Raw genomic sequence first — 18,306 nt, 5'->3', positions numbered from 1 at the left:
CTGCTGATTCCTCCAACGCATCCAGTGCGGCCCGCTCAGGCCACCGGTTGCAATAAATATGCCGCACAATGCAGTTCGAATTGTTTGCGCAGCTCTACATTGACGCCGAGGACGGCCCATGGGCGGCCTGCGGCACGGCAGGCACCGTATAACAACATCAGTGATGCCAAGGCAGCACTATCAATCTCCTCAAGACCCGTGCAATCAAGCACGAGAGGCTTGGTCGATCTCGCCGCTATTGGCAGGAGAGCGCGCAGACGCGAAACATTGGCGGTGCCAACTACCCCGGCAAGGGTGAGGATACATTCACCCTCTCCCTCATCGACCAACATCGTCGCTGCTTCGAACCGTGCAGGCAGTAGAGGGACGCGCCGCTGCATGCGCGCCAGCGGAATGACGCGATCAACCAAGAGTGTCAAAAGACCGATGCCATCATCCCAGTAGCGACGCCATAATTTGGGTTCCTCCTTGATTCTCCAGAGCCACTCCAAACCGGATTTCTGTGCCCATCCAGGAGCACGCGATACGGTACCCGCCACGAAATTGACCACTGCGCCAAGGTGACTGATCAGCGGCACCCGCAGCCTCGGAAGATTGTGTTGAATCCACGCCTGTCCCTTTTTGGCACCCAACGCCACCACGAGGAAATCGGCATTGCTATCGTTGATTCGCGCAATCGCTGCGGAGTCGCTCATGTCCTCGATCGAGCCAAATCCGGGACTGTCGAAGCCCACACCAATCATCGCTGAGGAAGTTGAATTGAGTTTCTCGCAAGCTGCCTGAGCCACACCGGGCGGGCCGCCAAAAAAATACACCCGCATGGGGGAAGCACCGGCCGGCAGCGTTGCTTCGCGCAGCGCTTGAAACAATGACGATCCTGCCACGCGCTCTTCAATCGGCACGCCAGTGGCGCGAGCAATCCAGATCAAGGGCATGCCGTCCGCGATGGACAGATCACTGCGGATGACAGAGAGACGGAATTGCTCGTCGTCCAGGCAAGCGATAGCGAAGTTGAGATTGGGCGTCGAAAGAAAGCATCGCTGACCGCTTTGCACGGCAGTGCGTGCAATGTGCTCGGCATCAGCCAGACTGACGCGATCAAACGGCAAGCCAAGGATACAAAATACATCGCGGTTGAAATCAGGAATGGACACTGCCTGCGCCGCCACGGGAGTGACCTGCTCCGGCGCAATCGTATAGACGTTATTCTGAGTCACGTTTGGACCTTACCCACGCCACTTGGCGGTTGAAGAGATACTTGAAATACAGTGGAATTTTGCGTGCCACATAAGCGAATGCACTGAGCAATTCGCCCAAACTGATGACGTCGCGGCCGTAACCGGACCAAGCGAGCAGTATGGCGGCACCCATCGAGCACACCAGCAATGCCGACACAAGCATGGGCCAGATCAGGCCCAGCGCAAGCCAAGCAACGGCGGCGACCAAACTAGCCGCCAGCACAAGCATCACCAACAGGGCCAAGGGAGGCACGCTGAGGTCCAGCGCCAACGCTGCCAGTGCAGAGTTACTGCGCCGCACAGAGCCGACAAACAACCGCGGAACATAGGACTGGATCACACTCAAGTGGCCGTGCTCCCAGCGGGTACGTTGGGTGCTGACACCGGTGTCGCTGGAGGGGAAGAAACTGTAGACCGTTGCTTCCGGACAGAACAGCGGCGGCTGTCCAGCTTCCGCAAGATCGACCCCCAACTTCATGTCTTCCACAATATGACCAGTAGCCAGATTGGCCTGACTGATCTGCTGCCAAGTAAACGCCATTCCTGTTCCCATCAACTGGCAGGGCTGGCCCAGTTTCTGGAATCCAAGGGGACGCACCAGGTTTTTGACCAACCAGGCGAATTCTGCAATTTTGCGCATCGGACCTCCGCCTTCGGGGGCATGCATCAGATACAACGCCTGCACCGGACGGTTGTGTTGCACGCACGCCCTTGCCACAGTCTCCAGCGCCTTCGGCTTCAGGTAACAGTCCGCATCGACGATGATCACCACCTGCGGCGCATCAGATGAAAGTTGGCGTATGCCGTGATCCAGCGCATAGCCCTTGCCTCGCAACAGGTCGTGAAAACGTTCGGTAACCTCAGCCCCGGCTTCCCCGGCAATGCGCGCGGTCTCGTCGGAGCAATTATCTGCCACCACCAAAACGCGATCACCGGTCTCAAGCTGCAGGCGAATCCCGGCCACCACATCAGCGATGCCAGCGGCCTCATTGTGTGCCGGCACCAGAACCGCAATACGCGGACGATGCAGGCTTGAGCCAGTGCTCCTGGGTGGTGCCCATCGTGCAGCCAGTACCTGTACCAGCAGCACCAAGACCGGCAATGCCAGCATGAAGAGCACCAACCACAGGATCATTTGCAGCAGAACGAGGATCATCGATATTTCCATTTCCTTAAAAAACAAGAGCGCCAAATGCGGTAGTAACTCGTATCTGGAGGATTGCGGACGGCATCCCGTCTTTCTGGCTAAAAAACCGTTTGCAAAGCGCACGCTCAACGTCGCCATGCTGATCCCAAAGACAATTGCAAACTGAGCGAAACCCGCCCAGACACCAGCATCGACTCAATTATGCGACAGTCCAAACGCAATCTACTGCGTTGCACAAAAATTAATTCTCCAGCCGACCGAAAAACATTACTTCATATAATCAACCAAGAAAAAGAAGTCTTATTCGACATATTCAAAGATGCCAAAGTGCAAGGGTCGCTATACTTTTCCTCTACGTTGATCTGTACTTGCTTTTACAGATCAGTCGAACTTAATCCTCCAACCCAGATCATCGCTATTCCACCTCACCGGAGCTGCACATGCCTAGGCCACCCAAAAAGCTACGACGTCTTCAATTCACTCTCGCGGCAACTGCGTTGCTCGCTTGCGCACCTACTTGGGCTCAGGAATGGGGTACTTACCTCAAACCCTTCGCTGCTGATTCGCTCTGGAACAGCAGGCCAGTAAATCCGACATTTTCCGACGATGTGGTACTGACCTCGGAGTACTATCCGATGGTCAACAACAGCAACGTCTCTACCGGCATTTTTCTGGCCAGTCCCAACGACCCGCCAGTGACGGTGACCGGTCCGACCGGAAGCGGAAGCCTGAAAATTGCGGATGAAGAGACATTTCACGACATCACCATTCCTCACTGGCCCGCCAGTACAAAGCCTGCGACAGGCAATGACGGACATGCCGACATCGTCGACCCGACCACCAACATCATTCATTCATTCTGGGGTCTGAAGCAGAAGGACGGACAGTGGACCGCCATGCTTTACGCATGGACGCGTCTGGACGGCCGCGGCTGGGCTGACCCCGCACACTATTACCAGGGCGCGCGTGCCACAGGCATCCCGGCCTCGGCGGGACTCATCCGAATTCATGAAGCTGCCGCCAAGCCACAGTATTACTCGCACGCGCTGACCATGTCGCTGACCTTCAACACCTTGAGTGCCAATCCTGGTTACGTCTTTCCGGCCACTTCCGCCGATGCAAACGCACCCAAGCTCAACAAGGGCACCATTCCTGAGGGCGCCTTGATGATGCTGCCGCCCTCCTTTGACACCAGCAAGATCACCAATGAAGAGTTGCGCCGTATCGCCGAAACACTCAAGCGCTATGGTGCCTACGTCACCGATGCAAACTACGGCACGCCTTTCGTGATCTATGCCGAGATCGGCTCCAGCGCCAATCCAGCGCCTAATGGATGGAATTCGGTCGCCGGCAATGAACTGCATATGATTCGGGCGGCCTTGCGGCGCGTGACCGGCGCCAGCGGCTGGATCGACGGCAATGGCAAGCCTTTTACACCGAATCAAAACCTCAACCTTCTATCCATGCGCGGCACTTGGACCTTGCAGTCCGGAACCGGACAAGCGAAGTTCAGCTCATGGGATCAAGCCGTCGTCTTTACAGACAGCAGCGCCAACACCACCGCAGTCAATTACTCCAACCGAGGCATCGTTGGCGTCAACTGGGCCAAACCCGTAATGGGCAGCAACTACAAGCTGACCGCCCGCACTACTGGAGGAGCCAAACTGCGTTTCACGGTCTACGACCAGCTGGTGGGCAAAGTCGTCACTGACACCGGGTATCTCAGCAATGGTCAAAGCGCCACCTTCAAGTGGACGGCAAACACGCCAAAGCTCGCACTCTACGCCCAGAGCGGCGGAGCAAGCTCATCCGCAGCCGCCGAATTGATCAAGGCCGACTGAATCCCATGCACTCCCTCCCCCGCTGCAGGGGGAGGAAATGGTCACATCAAGCGGGCGTCAGGGGAGCAGTAGCCGGCCCTATCGATTTCTGGATGCCGACTTTCTCCTGGCGCTCCAGATTTGAGCACAAAGACCATCCCATTCCCATAGCCGTCCAGAAATACCAGTTGAACGCCAGATAACCGAGCATGTTGTCCGAGGCCGATACCACCAGATATTGGACCAGCGCGCACATCAATATTCCGGCAGCGAGACGATCGCGTTTGTAATACTTGAGCAGCGCACGGAAGCATTGATAGAACACTGCAAAATACGCTAGCAGTCCAAGCAACCCGACGTCAAAGAACAGCTGCACGTACACGTTGTGGGCGCTCCATTCGGTATTGCCCGCCATGGGGAAAAATAGCGGCGCGTAGAATCCGAACGCTTCCACGCCGTAGCCGGTGAAATAGCGACTGGCAGACATCCATTTCAGGGCCGAATCCCATAGCAACACGCGCCAGGCAAAAGAATTCAGCTTGGCGTAGTTGGCCATGCTGTTACCGGCATCCAGATCCATGATCCGCTGTTGAACACTGGGGATCAGCATCGCCAAACAACAGAGCACCAAGATATAGACAAGATAGCGCCGTTCGAACAGCGCACCATACAACACGAATAACAGAAAACACGCCAGCCACGCGCTCCGCGTCTGCGTCAGCAACAACATCACCGCCAGCAGACCGACATAAGCTGTAAAGCTGACACGCTGAATAGAGCTGAGCTTGAAAGTCGAGCTCTTCAATACATACAACCCGAGCGAAATTACCAGCGTCAGATAGAAGGCAAAGATGTTTGGATGAGTGAAGGTACTTTGGACACGAAGAGTGCTGATACCACCGGCCCCTTTGAGAGCAATGCTGATCAGGCCGTATATCACAGGAATCACGGACGAACCGACGATGATACGAACCATGAAACGGAAGTCATCTTGCGTACGTACCGTATAAAATGCGCAGACAAAAACTGCAAAATAGGAACAGAACGCCAGCGCCATCTTCACGCCGAAACTCGGAACCGGGGTCACCACCACACCCACGGCCTCCACTGCAATCAGTATTAACCAAACCACGGCCGCCTTCCGCGGCAACAGGCGCGGCCTCTCGATAAAGAGCAATAGTGCAATCAGGATGACCAAGGCATTGATGGCCCCACCCAGACCGGTCGACGCTCCGGTAGCGCCGACGCGGGTAGCTTCCAGCACGATATCGCCGGAAGCGCGCAAGAGAAGCACCATCAACAATAAAAGCCGCTTGTTGAAGAGAAATACGCCACCGAGCAGGAACAAGACGGGCAAGGCCGCGAGCCTGGCATAACTATCGCCCAACAGAGCCGCCACTACGGGCAATGCCATGCCGACCACCACGGCAACCATCACCGCGGCCCCTAGCACCAGCAACTGCGATGAATCCAGATCAATTTTTTTCATATCGTTGTCCTCGGCAGAGCGCCAAACTTCAACATGCACATACCGAAACTTCGCAAGCAATAGAGGGCTGTCCGAGTGCCAATCACACTGGCACCAGCAAACCGGGACTGTTCGCCCTTACTGCCGTCTGCAAGTCTTCAAGGAAGCGATGCTGCAAATCAAAGGCCTCCGCCTGTTTGTCGTTCTCCTGCAGCAAGCTCGAAGCACGGACCAGAATGCCGTCGGAAACACGTCCCGCCATGCCATCTTCGAAGATCTTCAGCCGGGCGGCCATGCCGCCATTGGGGAAGCCATCGCCGATGCGGACCCAATACGTCACCGCCTCAAGCCGGTTCTGGTGCGTAGCAACGAACTGCGCGCCATTGACGGTCTTACCGGACGCCTGCATCTGCAAACCTACTCGCTTCTGATCCTTGAGGTTGAAGCCCTGCGCAACATAGCAGACCTCGGGCAAGTGGATCTTGACGTCCTGGGTCTGTTCGCTGGCATAAGCCAGCGCCAGCATCACCATCTGCCCGCGGCCGTTGACGTAAGTCCTTCCAAGTACATCATCATAGGGTTGGTCCGAGCTGCGATCAGTCCCGTCTTCCACATTGACATTCACCTGCAGGAAGGGGGAAGGTACCTCATGCCAATCGCCGAAGCGGGTGGGAATAATGTCGTTGAACTTGCCCTTTTTCACGACGTTAACCTCGTGCGGGATGAGCAGTTGCACCACGCCGACCGAAAGCACCATCATCAAGGCAAGCAGCGCAGCCACCGGCAGCCTCATGCTGAATTTGGCATTATCATCAGAGGAAGCTACCGCAGCACGCTGACGTTGCACGGCGGCGGGAGCGGCCACACCACGCCATTTGGCATAACGCACCGCAATCCAGCGCAATATGCCGTCCAGAGCAATGATCAGGGCAAGCGCAACCATAAACAGCAGCATGCCGGCAAAACCATGCAGAAAACCCTGACCGGCTGCGTCGCCCATATAAAAAGTGATGAGGGCCAGCACCATCACCCGTACGGTGTTGGCGGTAAACGAGATAGGCACAATCAAGACGGCCAATAGCAAGTTGCGAAATACCGATTGGTGACGCACCAAATTCATGTACAGCAACCCGAGCGCCTCCAGCGTGAACAGCGAATTCAAACCTGCGCAGGCATCGGCCACCAGCAGCTGATACGGTCCGATGTAAAGAATCACGCCACTGCGAGCAATTGGATAACCCAGATGACGCAAGATCACTTCAGAGACATAGGACACGCCGATCTTCAGCGGCTGAGTCAGCAGGTCCACTACCGAGGCCGGTAACGGCACCATAAACAGCATGAAGAAGAAAGCGAACCAGAGTCGACGGCAAGTCCGCTTCCCAAATTGCACCAAGACGATCCCCATCAAGATCGGAATGAGGGAGCCCGCCTCCATGAACAGAACGGTCTGAGATCGGCCCAGCACAAAGCACAGCAAGCCCAGCAGCAGAAAGACGCTGCCCATCAGCGGCGCCGGCTTACGTTCAATCAAGCCGTCATCCCGCAACTGCCTGACGCGTACGAACATGTAGCAACAAGCAACTGCCAGCACGATGGGTCCATGCGCATTGCGCTCAGTACCCCACACGCCGTGGAACAAATCGATGAAGCTAGGGATGTACATCGCAGCAAGGCCTGCCGCGACGACCAGCCAGGGAAGGCCGGAAAAACGCCGTTGAGGCATCGCCGGGCGTATTGAATCCGCAGTCATCTTCACACTTTCAGGAACCGGTGGGCATCAAAACTCGTTGATCACACTACCAACAACTGCCACGTGAGCGCTGGTAAGTTTTTCAGTAAGTGTCCGCACAGCAGAAATATGCGTCATGTTGGTGCGCACTACGACCAGACTGGCACCGGTGCGTGCGGATATCATGTTGCCGTCTGCAAACTGACCGCCGGTTGGCGTATCTACCAAAATGATGTCGTATTCCTGCGCCAGATCCGTCAGTAGCTGCGTGAAATTGGGACGCCCCAGCAGTTCTTGCGGATTGGGCGGTGTCGGGCCGGCGGGAAGCACCGACAAATCCAGCAGATCAGGAACTCGTTGTACCGCATCTGCCGCCGTGCAGCGGCCAGCGATCACGCCTGAAAGACCATTTCGATTGTCCAATCCGAAGAGCTCATGCTGGCAAGGTGTGCGCATATCGGCATCGATCAGCAAGGTCCGCTCACCGAGCTGCGAGAACACCACGGCAAGATTGGATGCAATGAAGCTGCGCCCTTCTCCGCTTTCCGGGCTAACGATGGCCAGCGACTTGTGCTTGCCGTCGACGTCAAACCACCGCACGATCAACTGGCTGCGCAGAGCACGCAAAGCCTCTACTTGCTTGCTGAAAGGATTGTAGGCAGCGACAACCTTCTCGCTGACCTTGCTTTCCCCCTTGAGCAGATAGGGATAATCAAACTGCCGTGACAGCGCCTGCTCAATGTCGGACTGGGTCAGCAATCCCAACTGGATCGCCGCATCGCCGAAGCGCAAGCCGCGCTCGCGTTGCAAACGCACGATGCGTTCGGCGTTCTCAGGCGAAAGCTTTCCGCTATCCACCAGAATGGCACCGATCGAGCGATTGGGCAGCGCTGTGCCTTCAGTGAGTGTCAAGGTTGCTGTAGTCATGATATTTCCGGTAATCGTATTTTTATTCGCAAGGTGGCGGCCCGGGGATCAGGCCGGCTTTGTCCGACCGAACCAGAAGCGGCGGCGCTTGTTGGCAACAGGCCTGGTGATCGAACCCAGCACGGGCAAGCCCAGTTCTTCTACCAGATCGTGCTCCGATCGCACACGGCGGTTGGCCAGCTCCAAACCTACCGCGGCCACCACGCCCAGAATCCCCCCAACGAAGATGGCCAGGATGAGATTGAGGAAAATCTTCGGGCTAGACGCCTGTGCTGGCGGAACCGCTGCCGACAACAGGGAGATATCGGACTGGTTGGACTGGCCTTCCAGATTTGTCTGGGCAAAGCGCTGCGAGGTCAGTTCGTAGGCGCGTTGAGCGCTATCCAGCTCCCGGCTGAGAACGGCCAGTTCATCACGGGTCCGATTCATTTCCAGGACCTTGCGCTTCTGCGCTTCGAATTCGGCGCGGATTTCCGCCTCACGTTTGGCGAGGATAGTCGCGTTGGTACCAACGGAAGAAGAAATGGATGCTGTGGCCGCACTCAACTGCGAGCGCAGGCCGTCTCGCTCGGCCTTGGCTGCCAGGTAGTCTGGATGATTCACGCCCAAGCGCTTGGAAGCTTGCTCGAAGCGCGCCTCTGACGCGGCCAGGTTGGTCTTCAAAGTCTGCACCAGAGGGTTGGCGTTGACGTCCGGCGACTCCGTACCAGCCCCGGCGGAAGCTTGGCGACGACGCGACTGCGCCTCGGACAATGCGGCCTGTGCCATCACCAATTGCGTGGACAGATCATTGAGGCGATTAGTCTCGACATCGGTGCGATTGTCGATATTGGTGATGCCGTGTTCTTCCTGGTACTTGGACAACTTGGCCTGCGCCTGCTCATAGGTATCGCGCAGTACTTTGACTTGATCATTGAAATACGACGAAGCCTTGCGGGTGGGGTCCAGCTTGAGTTGCATGCTTACGCGTTGATACGATGCGGCAAAGGCATTGGCCACCAAGGCTGCAAACTGCGGGTCTTGCGCCTTGAAAGTGATGTCAATTACGCTGCTTTCCTTGGACGCCACTGCATCCATTTTCTTGAGCAACAGTGCAGCCAGCCAATTGCGGATATCCAAGTCACCGTGATTATCGTCGGCATAGGCATCCTTGACCTCCTGCTGATCAGCCAGTTTCAAGCTGTCAACCACGCCCAGGGCCACCGATGGGCTGTTGATGATGGCTACTTGCGTGGGCATGAATCCTGGCAGAGCTTGTGGCGCAACCACCAAGCCGGTCACTGGATCGGAGGCCTTGTAATTGAGCACCACGGAGGACGTCGCCTTGTATTGCTTGGGCAATACAAGGCTCACCACCAACGCGACGACGACCGTAATCGAAAGAATGAGCAATATGACCTTACGGTGTGCCTGAAGGATCAGAAGAAATTGAGATAGGTTCATGGGATTACGCCTCCTGGTTGGCGTCTTCGATTACTAAACGGAAAAACACATAGGAAGAGGTGTGCACAGCGGCACTCAGAACCAGCTTTCCTTGACATAGACGATATCGTCAGCCTGCAGAAGATCGTCCTTTTTAACGGTGATTTCTTGCAGGTTGCCTTCCGGATCGCGGCGCTTGACCGTCAGTCCGCGCTCGGTACCACGCTGGGTCAGACCACCGCCGACCGACAAAGCCTGAAGAACAGTTGTGCCACGCTCCAGTTTGTACATACCGGGGCGTTGCACTTCGCCGTAGATGTAGAAACGCAGCGAACGCTCGACATACACCACATCATTGCCCTTTACCTCAGGCAGAGAAGTCGTGTCGCCGCTGTGCGTGATGGCGTAGATATCGACCAGCTGCTTGGTGACGTTATTGCCATCATTTCGGACAATGGTGAGCGCATCACCGCCATCAGGCGTGACCCCTCCTGCCAACGCAACGACATCTGCCACGTTGCGCTTGCCATCCAGCGGATAACGCCCTGGCTTGTTTACCTGCCCCAGGACGGAGACCATCTGGCTCTGCGGCACAGTGACCAGGATATTGACCTGAGGATTGACCAGATAGCCGCCCTTCTTCAACAAGCCGGCAATTTTGCTTTCTGCCTGCGCGGTAGAAAGGCCGCCGATCTTGACCTCACCGACCAGGGGATAGCTGATCACACCTGCTTCACTGATTCGCGTCTCCAGAGTCAGGTCTTCACTGCCGTAGACCTTAACCCGAATCACGTCACCCGCACCCAGCAGGATATCGTCGGCCTGGGCAAACAAACTCCAACTGGCGAGCATCAGGCCGACCAACAGGAACACCACTTTTCTCATCATTGTCATTACTCCGCAGTACTTCAGGTTCTTGATTCAGGCGTCATACGCCCGGAGGTTGATCAGGACTTCTTTATTTGAAACCAGTCACACCGCGGGAAATCGCTTCGTTTTTCCCGCTCTCATCGTCTTTGACGCCCTCACCAGTGCTGACAGGTGTGGCTCCCAGATCCTTGAATGATTTGGCCTGCTCCGAATACTCGATCTTGGCATCCTTCTTCAGCCGCTCCACCAGTTGCTCGGAGGCCTGGTTTTGCTTCTGGCTCACCAAGTACTGCTGAATTTGCGGGGTCGCCAGCGCCAATGTGACCGGCGCACTCTTGGCATCCTGCAACGAAGTCAGAATCGCGGTCGGGCCTTCAATCACCACGAACAGTGCGCCGCGCTCCATGTTCTTCAAACTGGAATTCATTTGTGGCGGCAGATCTGCCGAGGTCTTCAGGACCTGTTGCCGCGCATACTGAATTCGGTGGGAATCAAGCCACGCAACGACATCTTCCAGGCGTTTTCCCGGCTGCTCCATCAATGCGTTGAGCTCCGGCGTCAAATTAGTACCTGCGATAATCAACTGAGCAAACTCATACTGTCGACGCTGAGCGAACCAGTCCGGGTTTTTCCGGTAGAGGTCCTCGACTTCCTGTTCCGACGGGCGAGTCGGCGCCTTGAGTTTGCTGGAGACATAGCTCTGTGCCAGCACCAGATTTCGCGAACGCTCCATATCAGCCAATACGGCAGGGTCGGTATCAAGCTTGTCCTTCTTGGCGGCATTGACAAGCAATTGCCGCGCCACCAGCCCATCTAGCAGCTGCTTGGTGACCTGCGTTCCACCGGTCTTGGCCAGTTCGTTGTTGACTTGGTGGATCGTGATCTCTTGCCCATCCACATTGGCCACCACCTGAGTAGAGCCGGAAGACGCCTTTTTCTCGCCGCAAGCAGCCAGAGCCAGCATGAGCATGGCCGAGACAATCACCTTACCGGTGAGATTGTGATGCTGTGAAAGTACTGCCTTCCCGATTTTCATTTGACCAAGCTTTCTTTTTTTCTGTCACTTGTTGCCGGCCGTCTGGGCCGGTGCGAATTTGCTCTCCCCTGTGGGGGGCTTGTCCATCAGTAAGCGTTGTCGCGCTTGATAACCATGCGCACGGTCTGGAAGATGATCCAAAGATCAAACATCAATGACCAGCGGCGCAGATATTCCAAGTCAAATTCAATCCGCGCCTTCATCTTGTCCAGTGTTTCGGTCTCACCGCGCAAGCCATTGACCTGGGCCCATCCCGTGATGCCGGGCTTGACCTTGTGACGCAGCATGTAGCCTTTGATCTGCTTGCGATATAGCTCGTTGTGAGCCACCGCATGGGGCCGCGGACCTACAATGCTCATGCGCCCTTGCAAGACATTGAAGAACTGCGGCAGTTCGTCCAGCGAACTGGAGCGCAGGAAACCACCGATCTTGGTCAAGCGCATATCACCCTTGGTGGCTTGGGTGACTTTGCCACCATCCTCCATCACTGTCATGGAGCGGAATTTATAGACCACGATTTCCTCGCCATCCAATCCGTAGCGGCGTTGCTTAAAGATGATTGGACCCGGAGAAGTCAGCTTGACGCAGATCGCGATGACCATCATCACCGGAAGAAGCATCAGCAGAATGCCGGAGGCCAGTACCAGATCGCTGACGCGCTTGACAATGTTGTTGGTACCGGTAAACGGTGTTTCGCAGATCGCCATCACGGCCATGCCGCCGACGTAATCGAAGCGCGCCTGGATCAGGTTGAAAATGTAGATATCTGGAATGAAATAAATTGAAGCTGTGGTGTCCTGCAACTCGTCAATCATCTGCAAAACGCGCGGCTGTGCAGAGATAGGCATGCTGATGTACACCATGTTGATATTGTTTTCGCGTACGTAGGCCGCCACATCGGACATCTTGCCGTGAAGGGGCGTGTAAGTCCCTGGTGGCTGCCGATTGAGCTCGCGGTCATCAAAGAAACCCATCAGCTTGATCATCAAGGAGGGATATTTCTCCATGCGATCAGCAAGTTTGAGTGCAGCGGGATTGACGCCAATGATGATCGCCTTGCGCACCTCGCCTTTGGTGTGAAGGTCGCGCATTACTCGCGCCTGCAAATGCTGCGAGACGATCAGGCCAATCGGGGTGCTGACGACCCAGAAGAAGATCGCCCGCATCGACAGGTTCTGATAGAAATCGCAGATATAAGCCACCAGCACCAGCACCGCCGCCACGGCGACCCAGTCCATCAGCGGCGAAAGCGCGGAAGGACCTTTGGGATTGCGGCGCAAGCGCCTCTGATGAAACTCGGTAAAGAAATAGGACGACAGGAAGAAAGCCATAATGGCCAGCACCCAATAATCCCCGATGAAAGGATGTCCGTGAATTCGCACCAGCACCCATAGATACGCCACAATCAATGCTGGCTCGACGAAGCGCTTGAATACCATGGTAATGGTATTGGGCTTGACGTTGACCAACGGCAGGCCATCGTGTAGGTCACTCATTTTGGGGGCCTCAGAATTCATAGCGCGAAGTCAGCGAGATGCCGTTGGAGAGATAGCTGAAACTGGTGATGTTTGATTCCAATTTTTCGCGGTACACCGCGAGCACCAGAGACAGCGAGGTTGTGGGCGAATAGGTCAGGCTCACACTGGCCTTGTCATAATTGTCGCGGCGATTGGAGGGAGTGATGCCTGTGATGATGGACGCACCGTTATAATTTCTGCGCTCAACATCCACCAGGCCATCCACCCGGAGCTTTGCCGTCGGCAGATAAACCGCGGCCACGCTGGCCCCTGTAGTCAGCGAAAAATTCGCGTCCACGTCATTGACACCCCCGATTTCACGCCACAGGTTTGCCTTAAAGCCAGTCTTTGCAGATGGAGTCCAGTCAGCGACCAGACGCGCATTGAAGCCGCGGTATCCATTGCCGCTGGCCGCGGAGTTGCGCTCCCGCTGCGTCAGGCCACCCAGAAATTGCAGCTTGGTCTTTGCACTGTAGAGCCAGACGATCTTGGCCTTGTAATCTTCCTGAGTAAACGAATTGTTCAGCGCACTGGTTCCGATGATCGTATCGAACGGATAGTGCCCCGTGGTCCGACGTACCTGAAGCCCGGCAATGCTGCCGCTGCGCGCAGTGTAGTCCAGGCCAAGTTCGGCCACGTTCTGCGTGAAATTGTTGACCTGTTGAGCTGGCAAACCATATGACAAACCAAACTCGGACGCTACGGCACGTACCGTCCAGTCAGGGTGCAGTTGCCATGCAGCGCTCGCATACTTGGTGTCCATCGTGCGGATGTTTGGCTCAAAGACTCGAAGATTCTGGAAAGGTGTCAGCGAACGCGAATAGACATAGCCGACGTTCCCTGAAAATCGCTCTCCAAGAACCCAGGCCCAATCTGCTTTCAAATCCCGCGAATCGTTGTCGAACTGCTTGAAAAAGTCGAAGGTATTCTTGGTGACGCTTGCATCCAGAGCAATATGCTGGCGACTGATCATGCGATCAATCCGAATCCCGCCGAGCTTGCTCTGCACATTGTCTGAAAGACGCGAAGTACCCAATGCGGCCTGCGCCGCTTCCGGGCTGCTCAAGCGCAACAAATTATCGTCATGCAAATACGTGTACTGCACATACGGAACAACCACCTGACCGGGGTCTGCCGCGTATGCAAGAGGGCAAGCCATCGACACCATCAGAGCGCACACTTGCACCCGGGTCTTGCGCTTGCTGCTGTTGCGAAACTGCCGTGGCATCACGAATCAGAGCCCTTTCTTTTTTAGTTCTACTTTTAAAACAATGGCAATGTTTGGCGTCCGCATTGCTGCACTGCAACACAGAAAAAATTAGAAGTTATCATGCATGATTTTTTTGAATTAGGCAAAAAAATGTGTAGAAGATTGCCACATAGAAAAGAATCACGTAAGGATACTCGCCGCTAAAAATGGGGCAATCAGACAACCGAGAATGCCCTTGTAGGACAAATGGAAAATTTGTAATTCAACAACACACTCGTCAAATCACATAAACTATTTATATCGCAACGCAACAAAAACTGAACGTTTATCTTGCGACAAGACTCACAGCGCTTTCTCCCCGTCCCCCAAATCGCTAAGATGCCTTGGCGAATCCCTTTCCGCCACATCTTCCGAATTCCACCCTCTTTGACTTCATTGAATGAACTGGCACACCATCACATTTCTAGGCGATAGCACAATGACCATTCCCGGCGCATGCATCCTGGCACTCTGGCTGGGCATCAACCGCATGTGGCGGCCGATGCTTGCCTGGCTGTTCGCCTTTGGCGGCGCCATGATGATCGTGGTCATCAGCAAGCTGCTCTTCATGGGCTGGAACATCACCCTGCCCATGCTCAACTTCACCGGCTTCAGCGGCCACACGGCCTCTTCCAGCGCCCTTTATCTGTCGATTGCCCTGCTTCTTACGCAAGACAGCAGCCGCTTGCGCCGTGCCGTGGTGCTGACGCTGACGGCGGTGCTGGTTACCGCAGTGGGCCTGTCTCGCTTGATGATCAAGGTCCATTCTGAATCCGAAGTCCTGCTCGGCCTGCTGGTCGGCGCGACTGCTGCTTGGGCTTTCGGGCTGTCGCTGCGACAGTCGGCCCCACCCTTGCGCCATCTGCTTCTGCCATTGGGCCTGGCGGTTGCCTTGATGATGACCGGGTTCGACAAGCCCGCCCCGACCCAAAGCTTCCTGCAGGAACTGGCAAAGAATCTGTCCGGCCGCACCGAGGTCTACATGCGGCATGAGCCGCTCTGACACCCGTCCCTCATGAAAAATGCCGTCCAGCGCACGCTGAACGGCATCGACGATCCCCCTTGCAGCCCCGGGAATCAGGCAGCCAACATGCCTGAGGCCACAATGCGGCGCCGACGCAATGCAGCCGCTCCAACGACGAGCACCAGGCCCGCCACCATCAAGAGGTATTCTTCCGGCTCGGGTACCGGCGCCACGGAGGCCAGGTTGCCCGTAAAGGCTTGCAGGTGCAGCTCACCATTCTGGGTCAAGCTGTTGACGAAGACGCCGCCTTCGATGTTCTGGTTGTTGGTCAGGCTGGCGCGGGTTGCCAGGATCGATCCACCGAACTGGTTGTTGATGGTCAGGCTGGTCGCGTTGTAGAAATTCCAGACAATCGACTTGCCCAGGGATTGCGCTTGACCACCCAGGAAGTTGGCACCGATGACGGCGGAACTCACGCTGGAATTGATGATGATGGTACTGGCACCATTGGCCGCAAACGAAAACTCGCCCGCCGAGAAAACCGATGCGCTGGTGGCGTTGCTCAGGTCGAATACCGCTACACCCTTGCTGTTGGCCACGGCATTGAACGTCGCCTTGTTGCCCACGACGGATACCGTGCTGTTGGCTACCGCGCCCTTGAGCGTATTGGACAAGGTGGACAGGGTGTTGCCGAAATTGGTCGAAGCAGCTGCTGATGCATTGGACTGGATCAGTGCACTCGGGGTCGATAAACGGGGACCATTGAAGTTGGTCCCGCTACTGCCACCCGCCACATAGGACGCGCCATTCAGGTTGCTGTTGCCGACCGCTCCGCCGATGTAGCTCGAGCCGCTGTTGACGATGGAATTGGTCAGCGATCCACCAATATACGAACCCAATCCATTGACGTGCACATTGTTGGCGCTGCCCATGACGGTCAGTCCGGCATAGTCGGAACCCGGCGTGCTGCCAACATGCTGCACGTAGTCGCCGCCGTTGGCCGAGCCCCCGATCCAGGCGCGACCGTCTACGTGGGAGTTGGAGTTGACGTTACCCAGCGTGATCAGGTTGAACTGACTGAGCGCCTCGGCGCCAGTGAGCGGCGTGGTCGCCGCGTGCGCATCGGTCAAAGCGAGGGTAAAAATGGGAAGGACCGCCACACTGCACAATACCGACTTCGAAAACCGCGACATGAATCGTTACCTCTATAACGGATGCCGCCTGTTGGTGTCGTACTAGGAGGCCGGACTGAAAGATGGCGTTACACCGACGCAAATCTACACAAATAGTTGTAAATTTTTTATTAATTTTAATGCAACTATTGTTATTTGATCAAGACCAAAGTGCAATTGCGCTTACGTGATATTTTTGCAACATGTTTCGCGATCGCCATCCTGTCCAACAGCGGTGATTACCAGGTGAGATTCTTCGTCATGTAGAGGGCGTCGTCACCATAACTCGCCAGGTATGCCCTGCCTTGCACCGACACCTGGGCATTCTCCAGGAAGCCCGCCGCCTGCCAATAGCCATTGGACGCGTGAACAGCGACCAAGGCAGCCTTGGACAAGCCATGGGCCTGACAAAGTTCAGCGAGCACGTCCACAAGACGGCGACCGAGACCGGAACCGCGCGCTGCAGGCAGCAGCGCCACATCATGCAGATGCAGGCAATCGGCCGCCGGGTCCAGATGCCCCAGCAAAGTATTGAGGGCGGGCGGAAAACCTTGGCGCGCCGGATGCAGGAAGGCATAGCCGATCACCTCTTCCTCGCCCTCCCCTGCCTCACGCACGGCGATGAGGCATCCGGGTGCAAACAGCGCAAGGCGCTCAGCGAAGACCTCTTCAGCTTCGAAATAACCGACATGAACTTGTTCGGCAATCGCCATCACGCGCGGCAGATCATCGGCCCGCATGGGGCGCCATTGGTAACACATCATGATTAGTCCCCGGCCTGCCGGTGTGCCGGCATGGCCCTGAAATGAACACGCCACACGGCGGCCATGAAGACCGGCGTGTGGCGCCAAGAATATGCATCAGAGAAATCGGCCTAGCCTGTTGGACTCAGGCAGCTGCTCCCGGCTTGAGTGTTTCCAGCACGGCTTGCAACTCCGCGCGCAGCGCATCGATGGCCGCTTCATCCAGGCTGATGACGGGGCGCTGCGGTTCTTGCGGCTGCTCGGCCTCGTGCGTGCCATCAAGCTTGTTGCGGGCACCACTGATAGTGAAGCCTTGTTCATACAGCAGTTCACGGATACGGCGGATCAGCAGCACTTCGTGGTGCTGGTAATAACGCCGGTTGCCACGGCGCTTCACAGGTTTCAGCTGGGTGAATTCCTGTTCCCAGTAGCGCAACACGTGCGGCTTCACACCGCACAGTTCGCTGACCTCGCCTATCGTGAAATAACGCTTGGCCGGGATGGGCGGCAAGACGATGGCCGCCGGTTTGTTGACACGATCGTTCATAAATTAGACGGACATTTCAACGGCGTCACCGCTGGAGAGTTCCACCATTTCCTTCAATTTCTGACTGGCGTGGAAGGTCACGACGCGGCGCGCGGTGATGGGGATTTCCTCGCCAGTCTTGGGATTGCGGCCAGGCCGTTGCGGCTTGTCGCGCAGCTGGAAATTACCGAAGCCGGACAGCTTGACGGCCTCGCCACGTTCGAGAGCGTTGCGGATCTCGTCGAAGAAGGTTTCCACCATGTCCTTCGCTTCGCGCTTGTTCAGACCGACCTGCTCGAACAAAAGTTCGGCCAGCTCGGCCTTGGTCAGCGTCGGCAGGTTCTTGTCGGCCTGCGAACGTGCCTGGGATTCCAGTACGGCACGATGCAGGTCGGCGTCCAGCACGGATTGAAATTCGTTCGAATTCACGTTGTTCATGGCGATGAATGACTGGGCCTCAACCGATTCCGGTCTG

General features: G+C 56.2%; 16 protein-coding genes. 2 read left to right on the top strand and 14 right to left on the bottom strand.

The window, feature by feature from the left end:
* Positions 1-35 precede the first annotated feature (35 nt).
* Both FYB76_RS02120 and FYB76_RS02115 read right to left on the bottom strand, forming a co-directional pair.
* The gene (locus FYB76_RS02120) at positions 36-1,217 is read right to left on the bottom strand and encodes a WecB/TagA/CpsF family glycosyltransferase (RefSeq protein WP_284079010.1); all 1,182 of its coding nucleotides are present in this window, start codon (positions 1,215-1,217) and stop codon (positions 36-38) included.
* Positions 1,204-2,394 (bottom strand): glycosyltransferase family 2 protein, encoded by a 1,191-nt coding sequence (locus tag FYB76_RS02115; RefSeq protein ID WP_154132620.1) that lies wholly within the window; start codon positions 2,392-2,394, stop codon positions 1,204-1,206. The genes FYB76_RS02120 and FYB76_RS02115 overlap by 14 nt, the downstream gene beginning before the upstream one ends.
* 626 nt (positions 2,395-3,020) lie before the next feature.
* Between FYB76_RS02115 and FYB76_RS02110 the strand changes: the two genes are divergently transcribed.
* Positions 3,021-4,226, top strand: a complete 1,206-nt coding sequence (locus FYB76_RS02110; protein ID WP_229296847.1) for an Atrophin-1 multi-domain protein — start codon at positions 3,021-3,023, stop codon at positions 4,224-4,226.
* Positions 4,227-4,272: 46 nt separating this feature from the next.
* Here the strand turns inward: FYB76_RS02110 and FYB76_RS02105 are convergent, their stop codons facing one another.
* The 8 genes from FYB76_RS02105 to epsL all read right to left on the bottom strand — a co-directional run bounded on the left by FYB76_RS02105 (position 4,273) and on the right by epsL (position 14,405).
* The gene (locus FYB76_RS02105) at positions 4,273-5,694 is read right to left on the bottom strand and encodes an O-antigen ligase (protein WP_154132510.1); all 1,422 of its coding nucleotides are present in this window, start codon (positions 5,692-5,694) and stop codon (positions 4,273-4,275) included.
* An 82-nt stretch (positions 5,695-5,776) separates the two neighbouring features.
* The gene (xrtB, locus tag FYB76_RS02100; RefSeq protein ID WP_154132509.1) at positions 5,777-7,426 is read right to left on the bottom strand and encodes an exosortase B; all 1,650 of its coding nucleotides are present in this window, start codon (positions 7,424-7,426) and stop codon (positions 5,777-5,779) included.
* Positions 7,427-7,453: 27 nt separating this feature from the next.
* A complete protein-coding gene (gene epsG, locus FYB76_RS02095; RefSeq protein WP_154132508.1) occupies positions 7,454-8,332 on the bottom strand; it encodes a chain length determinant protein tyrosine kinase EpsG in 879 nt (292 codons plus the stop codon).
* Between the two features lie 48 nt (positions 8,333-8,380).
* Positions 8,381-9,775 (bottom strand): chain length determinant protein EpsF, encoded by a 1,395-nt coding sequence (epsF, locus tag FYB76_RS02090; RefSeq protein WP_154132507.1) that lies wholly within the window; start codon positions 9,773-9,775, stop codon positions 8,381-8,383.
* 75 nt (positions 9,776-9,850) lie between these two features.
* The gene (gene epsE / locus FYB76_RS02085; RefSeq protein WP_154132506.1) at positions 9,851-10,642 is read right to left on the bottom strand and encodes a polysaccharide export protein EpsE; all 792 of its coding nucleotides are present in this window, start codon (positions 10,640-10,642) and stop codon (positions 9,851-9,853) included.
* Between the two features lie 70 nt (positions 10,643-10,712).
* The gene (locus FYB76_RS02080; protein ID WP_154132505.1) at positions 10,713-11,660 is read right to left on the bottom strand and encodes an EpsD family peptidyl-prolyl cis-trans isomerase; all 948 of its coding nucleotides are present in this window, start codon (positions 11,658-11,660) and stop codon (positions 10,713-10,715) included.
* Between the two features lie 86 nt (positions 11,661-11,746).
* A complete protein-coding gene (locus FYB76_RS02075) occupies positions 11,747-13,156 on the bottom strand; it encodes an undecaprenyl-phosphate glucose phosphotransferase (protein WP_154132504.1) in 1,410 nt (469 codons plus the stop codon).
* A 10-nt stretch (positions 13,157-13,166) separates the two neighbouring features.
* The gene (gene epsL / locus FYB76_RS02070) at positions 13,167-14,405 is read right to left on the bottom strand and encodes an XrtB/PEP-CTERM-associated polysaccharide biosynthesis outer membrane protein EpsL (protein ID WP_154132503.1); all 1,239 of its coding nucleotides are present in this window, start codon (positions 14,403-14,405) and stop codon (positions 13,167-13,169) included.
* A gap of 460 nt (positions 14,406-14,865) precedes the next feature.
* Here epsL and FYB76_RS02065 point away from each other — a divergent pair, with 460 nt between their 5' ends.
* The gene (locus FYB76_RS02065; RefSeq protein WP_229296846.1) at positions 14,866-15,429 is read left to right on the top strand and encodes a phosphatase PAP2 family protein; all 564 of its coding nucleotides are present in this window, start codon (positions 14,866-14,868) and stop codon (positions 15,427-15,429) included.
* Positions 15,430-15,503: 74 nt separating this feature from the next.
* Here FYB76_RS02065 and FYB76_RS02060 read toward each other — a convergent pair whose 3' ends face one another.
* The 4 genes from FYB76_RS02060 to FYB76_RS02045 form a co-directional block, all read right to left on the bottom strand.
* Positions 15,504-16,583, bottom strand: a complete 1,080-nt coding sequence (locus tag FYB76_RS02060) for a choice-of-anchor A family protein (protein ID WP_154132501.1) — start codon at positions 16,581-16,583, stop codon at positions 15,504-15,506.
* Between the two features lie 218 nt (positions 16,584-16,801).
* Positions 16,802-17,302, bottom strand: coding sequence for a GNAT family N-acetyltransferase (locus tag FYB76_RS02055; RefSeq protein WP_229296844.1), 501 nt, complete (start codon positions 17,300-17,302; stop codon positions 16,802-16,804).
* Between the two features lie 148 nt (positions 17,303-17,450).
* Positions 17,451-17,852, bottom strand: a complete 402-nt coding sequence (locus tag FYB76_RS02050; protein WP_088753699.1) for a MerR family transcriptional regulator — start codon at positions 17,850-17,852, stop codon at positions 17,451-17,453.
* A 3-nt stretch (positions 17,853-17,855) separates the two neighbouring features.
* Positions 17,856-18,269 (bottom strand): integration host factor subunit alpha, encoded by a 414-nt coding sequence (locus FYB76_RS02045; protein WP_051057415.1) that lies wholly within the window; start codon positions 18,267-18,269, stop codon positions 17,856-17,858.
* Positions 18,270-18,306 lie beyond the last annotated feature (37 nt).

It is taken from the genome of Herbaspirillum sp. CAH-3, from assembly GCF_009668275.1.
Taxonomy (GTDB): domain Bacteria; phylum Pseudomonadota; class Gammaproteobacteria; order Burkholderiales; family Burkholderiaceae_D; genus Herbaspirillum; species Herbaspirillum aquaticum.
Note: the sequence above shows the minus strand (reverse complement) of the source record. Positions and strands in the feature narration are given on the sequence as shown.

What these genes read in the sequence shown, in the direction of transcription:
- FYB76_RS02115 (WP_154132620.1), bottom strand. Translation starts at nt 2,394, where the DNA reads ATGATCCTCGTTCTGCTGCAAATGATCCTGTGGTTGGTGCTCTTCATG.
- FYB76_RS02110 (WP_229296847.1), top strand. Translation starts at nt 3,021, where the DNA reads ATGGTCAACAACAGCAACGTCTCTACCGGCATTTTTCTGGCCAGTCCC.
- FYB76_RS02105 (WP_154132510.1), bottom strand. Translation starts at nt 5,694, where the DNA reads ATGAAAAAAATTGATCTGGATTCATCGCAGTTGCTGGTGCTAGGGGCC.
- xrtB (WP_154132509.1), bottom strand. Translation starts at nt 7,426, where the DNA reads ATGACTGCGGATTCAATACGCCCGGCGATGCCTCAACGGCGTTTTTCC.
- epsG (WP_154132508.1), bottom strand. Translation starts at nt 8,332, where the DNA reads ATGACTACAGCAACCTTGACACTCACTGAAGGCACAGCGCTGCCCAAT.
- epsF (WP_154132507.1), bottom strand. Translation starts at nt 9,775, where the DNA reads ATGAACCTATCTCAATTTCTTCTGATCCTTCAGGCACACCGTAAGGTC.
- epsE (WP_154132506.1), bottom strand. Translation starts at nt 10,642, where the DNA reads ATGATGAGAAAAGTGGTGTTCCTGTTGGTCGGCCTGATGCTCGCCAGT.
- FYB76_RS02080 (WP_154132505.1), bottom strand. Translation starts at nt 11,660, where the DNA reads ATGAAAATCGGGAAGGCAGTACTTTCACAGCATCACAATCTCACCGGT.
- FYB76_RS02075 (WP_154132504.1), bottom strand. Translation starts at nt 13,156, where the DNA reads ATGAGTGACCTACACGATGGCCTGCCGTTGGTCAACGTCAAGCCCAAT.
- epsL (WP_154132503.1), bottom strand. Translation starts at nt 14,405, where the DNA reads ATGCCACGGCAGTTTCGCAACAGCAGCAAGCGCAAGACCCGGGTGCAA.
- FYB76_RS02065 (WP_229296846.1), top strand. Translation starts at nt 14,866, where the DNA reads ATGACCATTCCCGGCGCATGCATCCTGGCACTCTGGCTGGGCATCAAC.
- FYB76_RS02060 (WP_154132501.1), bottom strand. Translation starts at nt 16,583, where the DNA reads ATGTCGCGGTTTTCGAAGTCGGTATTGTGCAGTGTGGCGGTCCTTCCC.
- FYB76_RS02055 (WP_229296844.1), bottom strand. Translation starts at nt 17,302, where the DNA reads ATGCGGGCCGATGATCTGCCGCGCGTGATGGCGATTGCCGAACAAGTT.
- FYB76_RS02050 (WP_088753699.1), bottom strand. Translation starts at nt 17,852, where the DNA reads ATGAACGATCGTGTCAACAAACCGGCGGCCATCGTCTTGCCGCCCATC.
- FYB76_RS02045 (WP_051057415.1), bottom strand. Translation starts at nt 18,269, where the DNA reads ATGAACAACGTGAATTCGAACGAATTTCAATCCGTGCTGGACGCCGAC.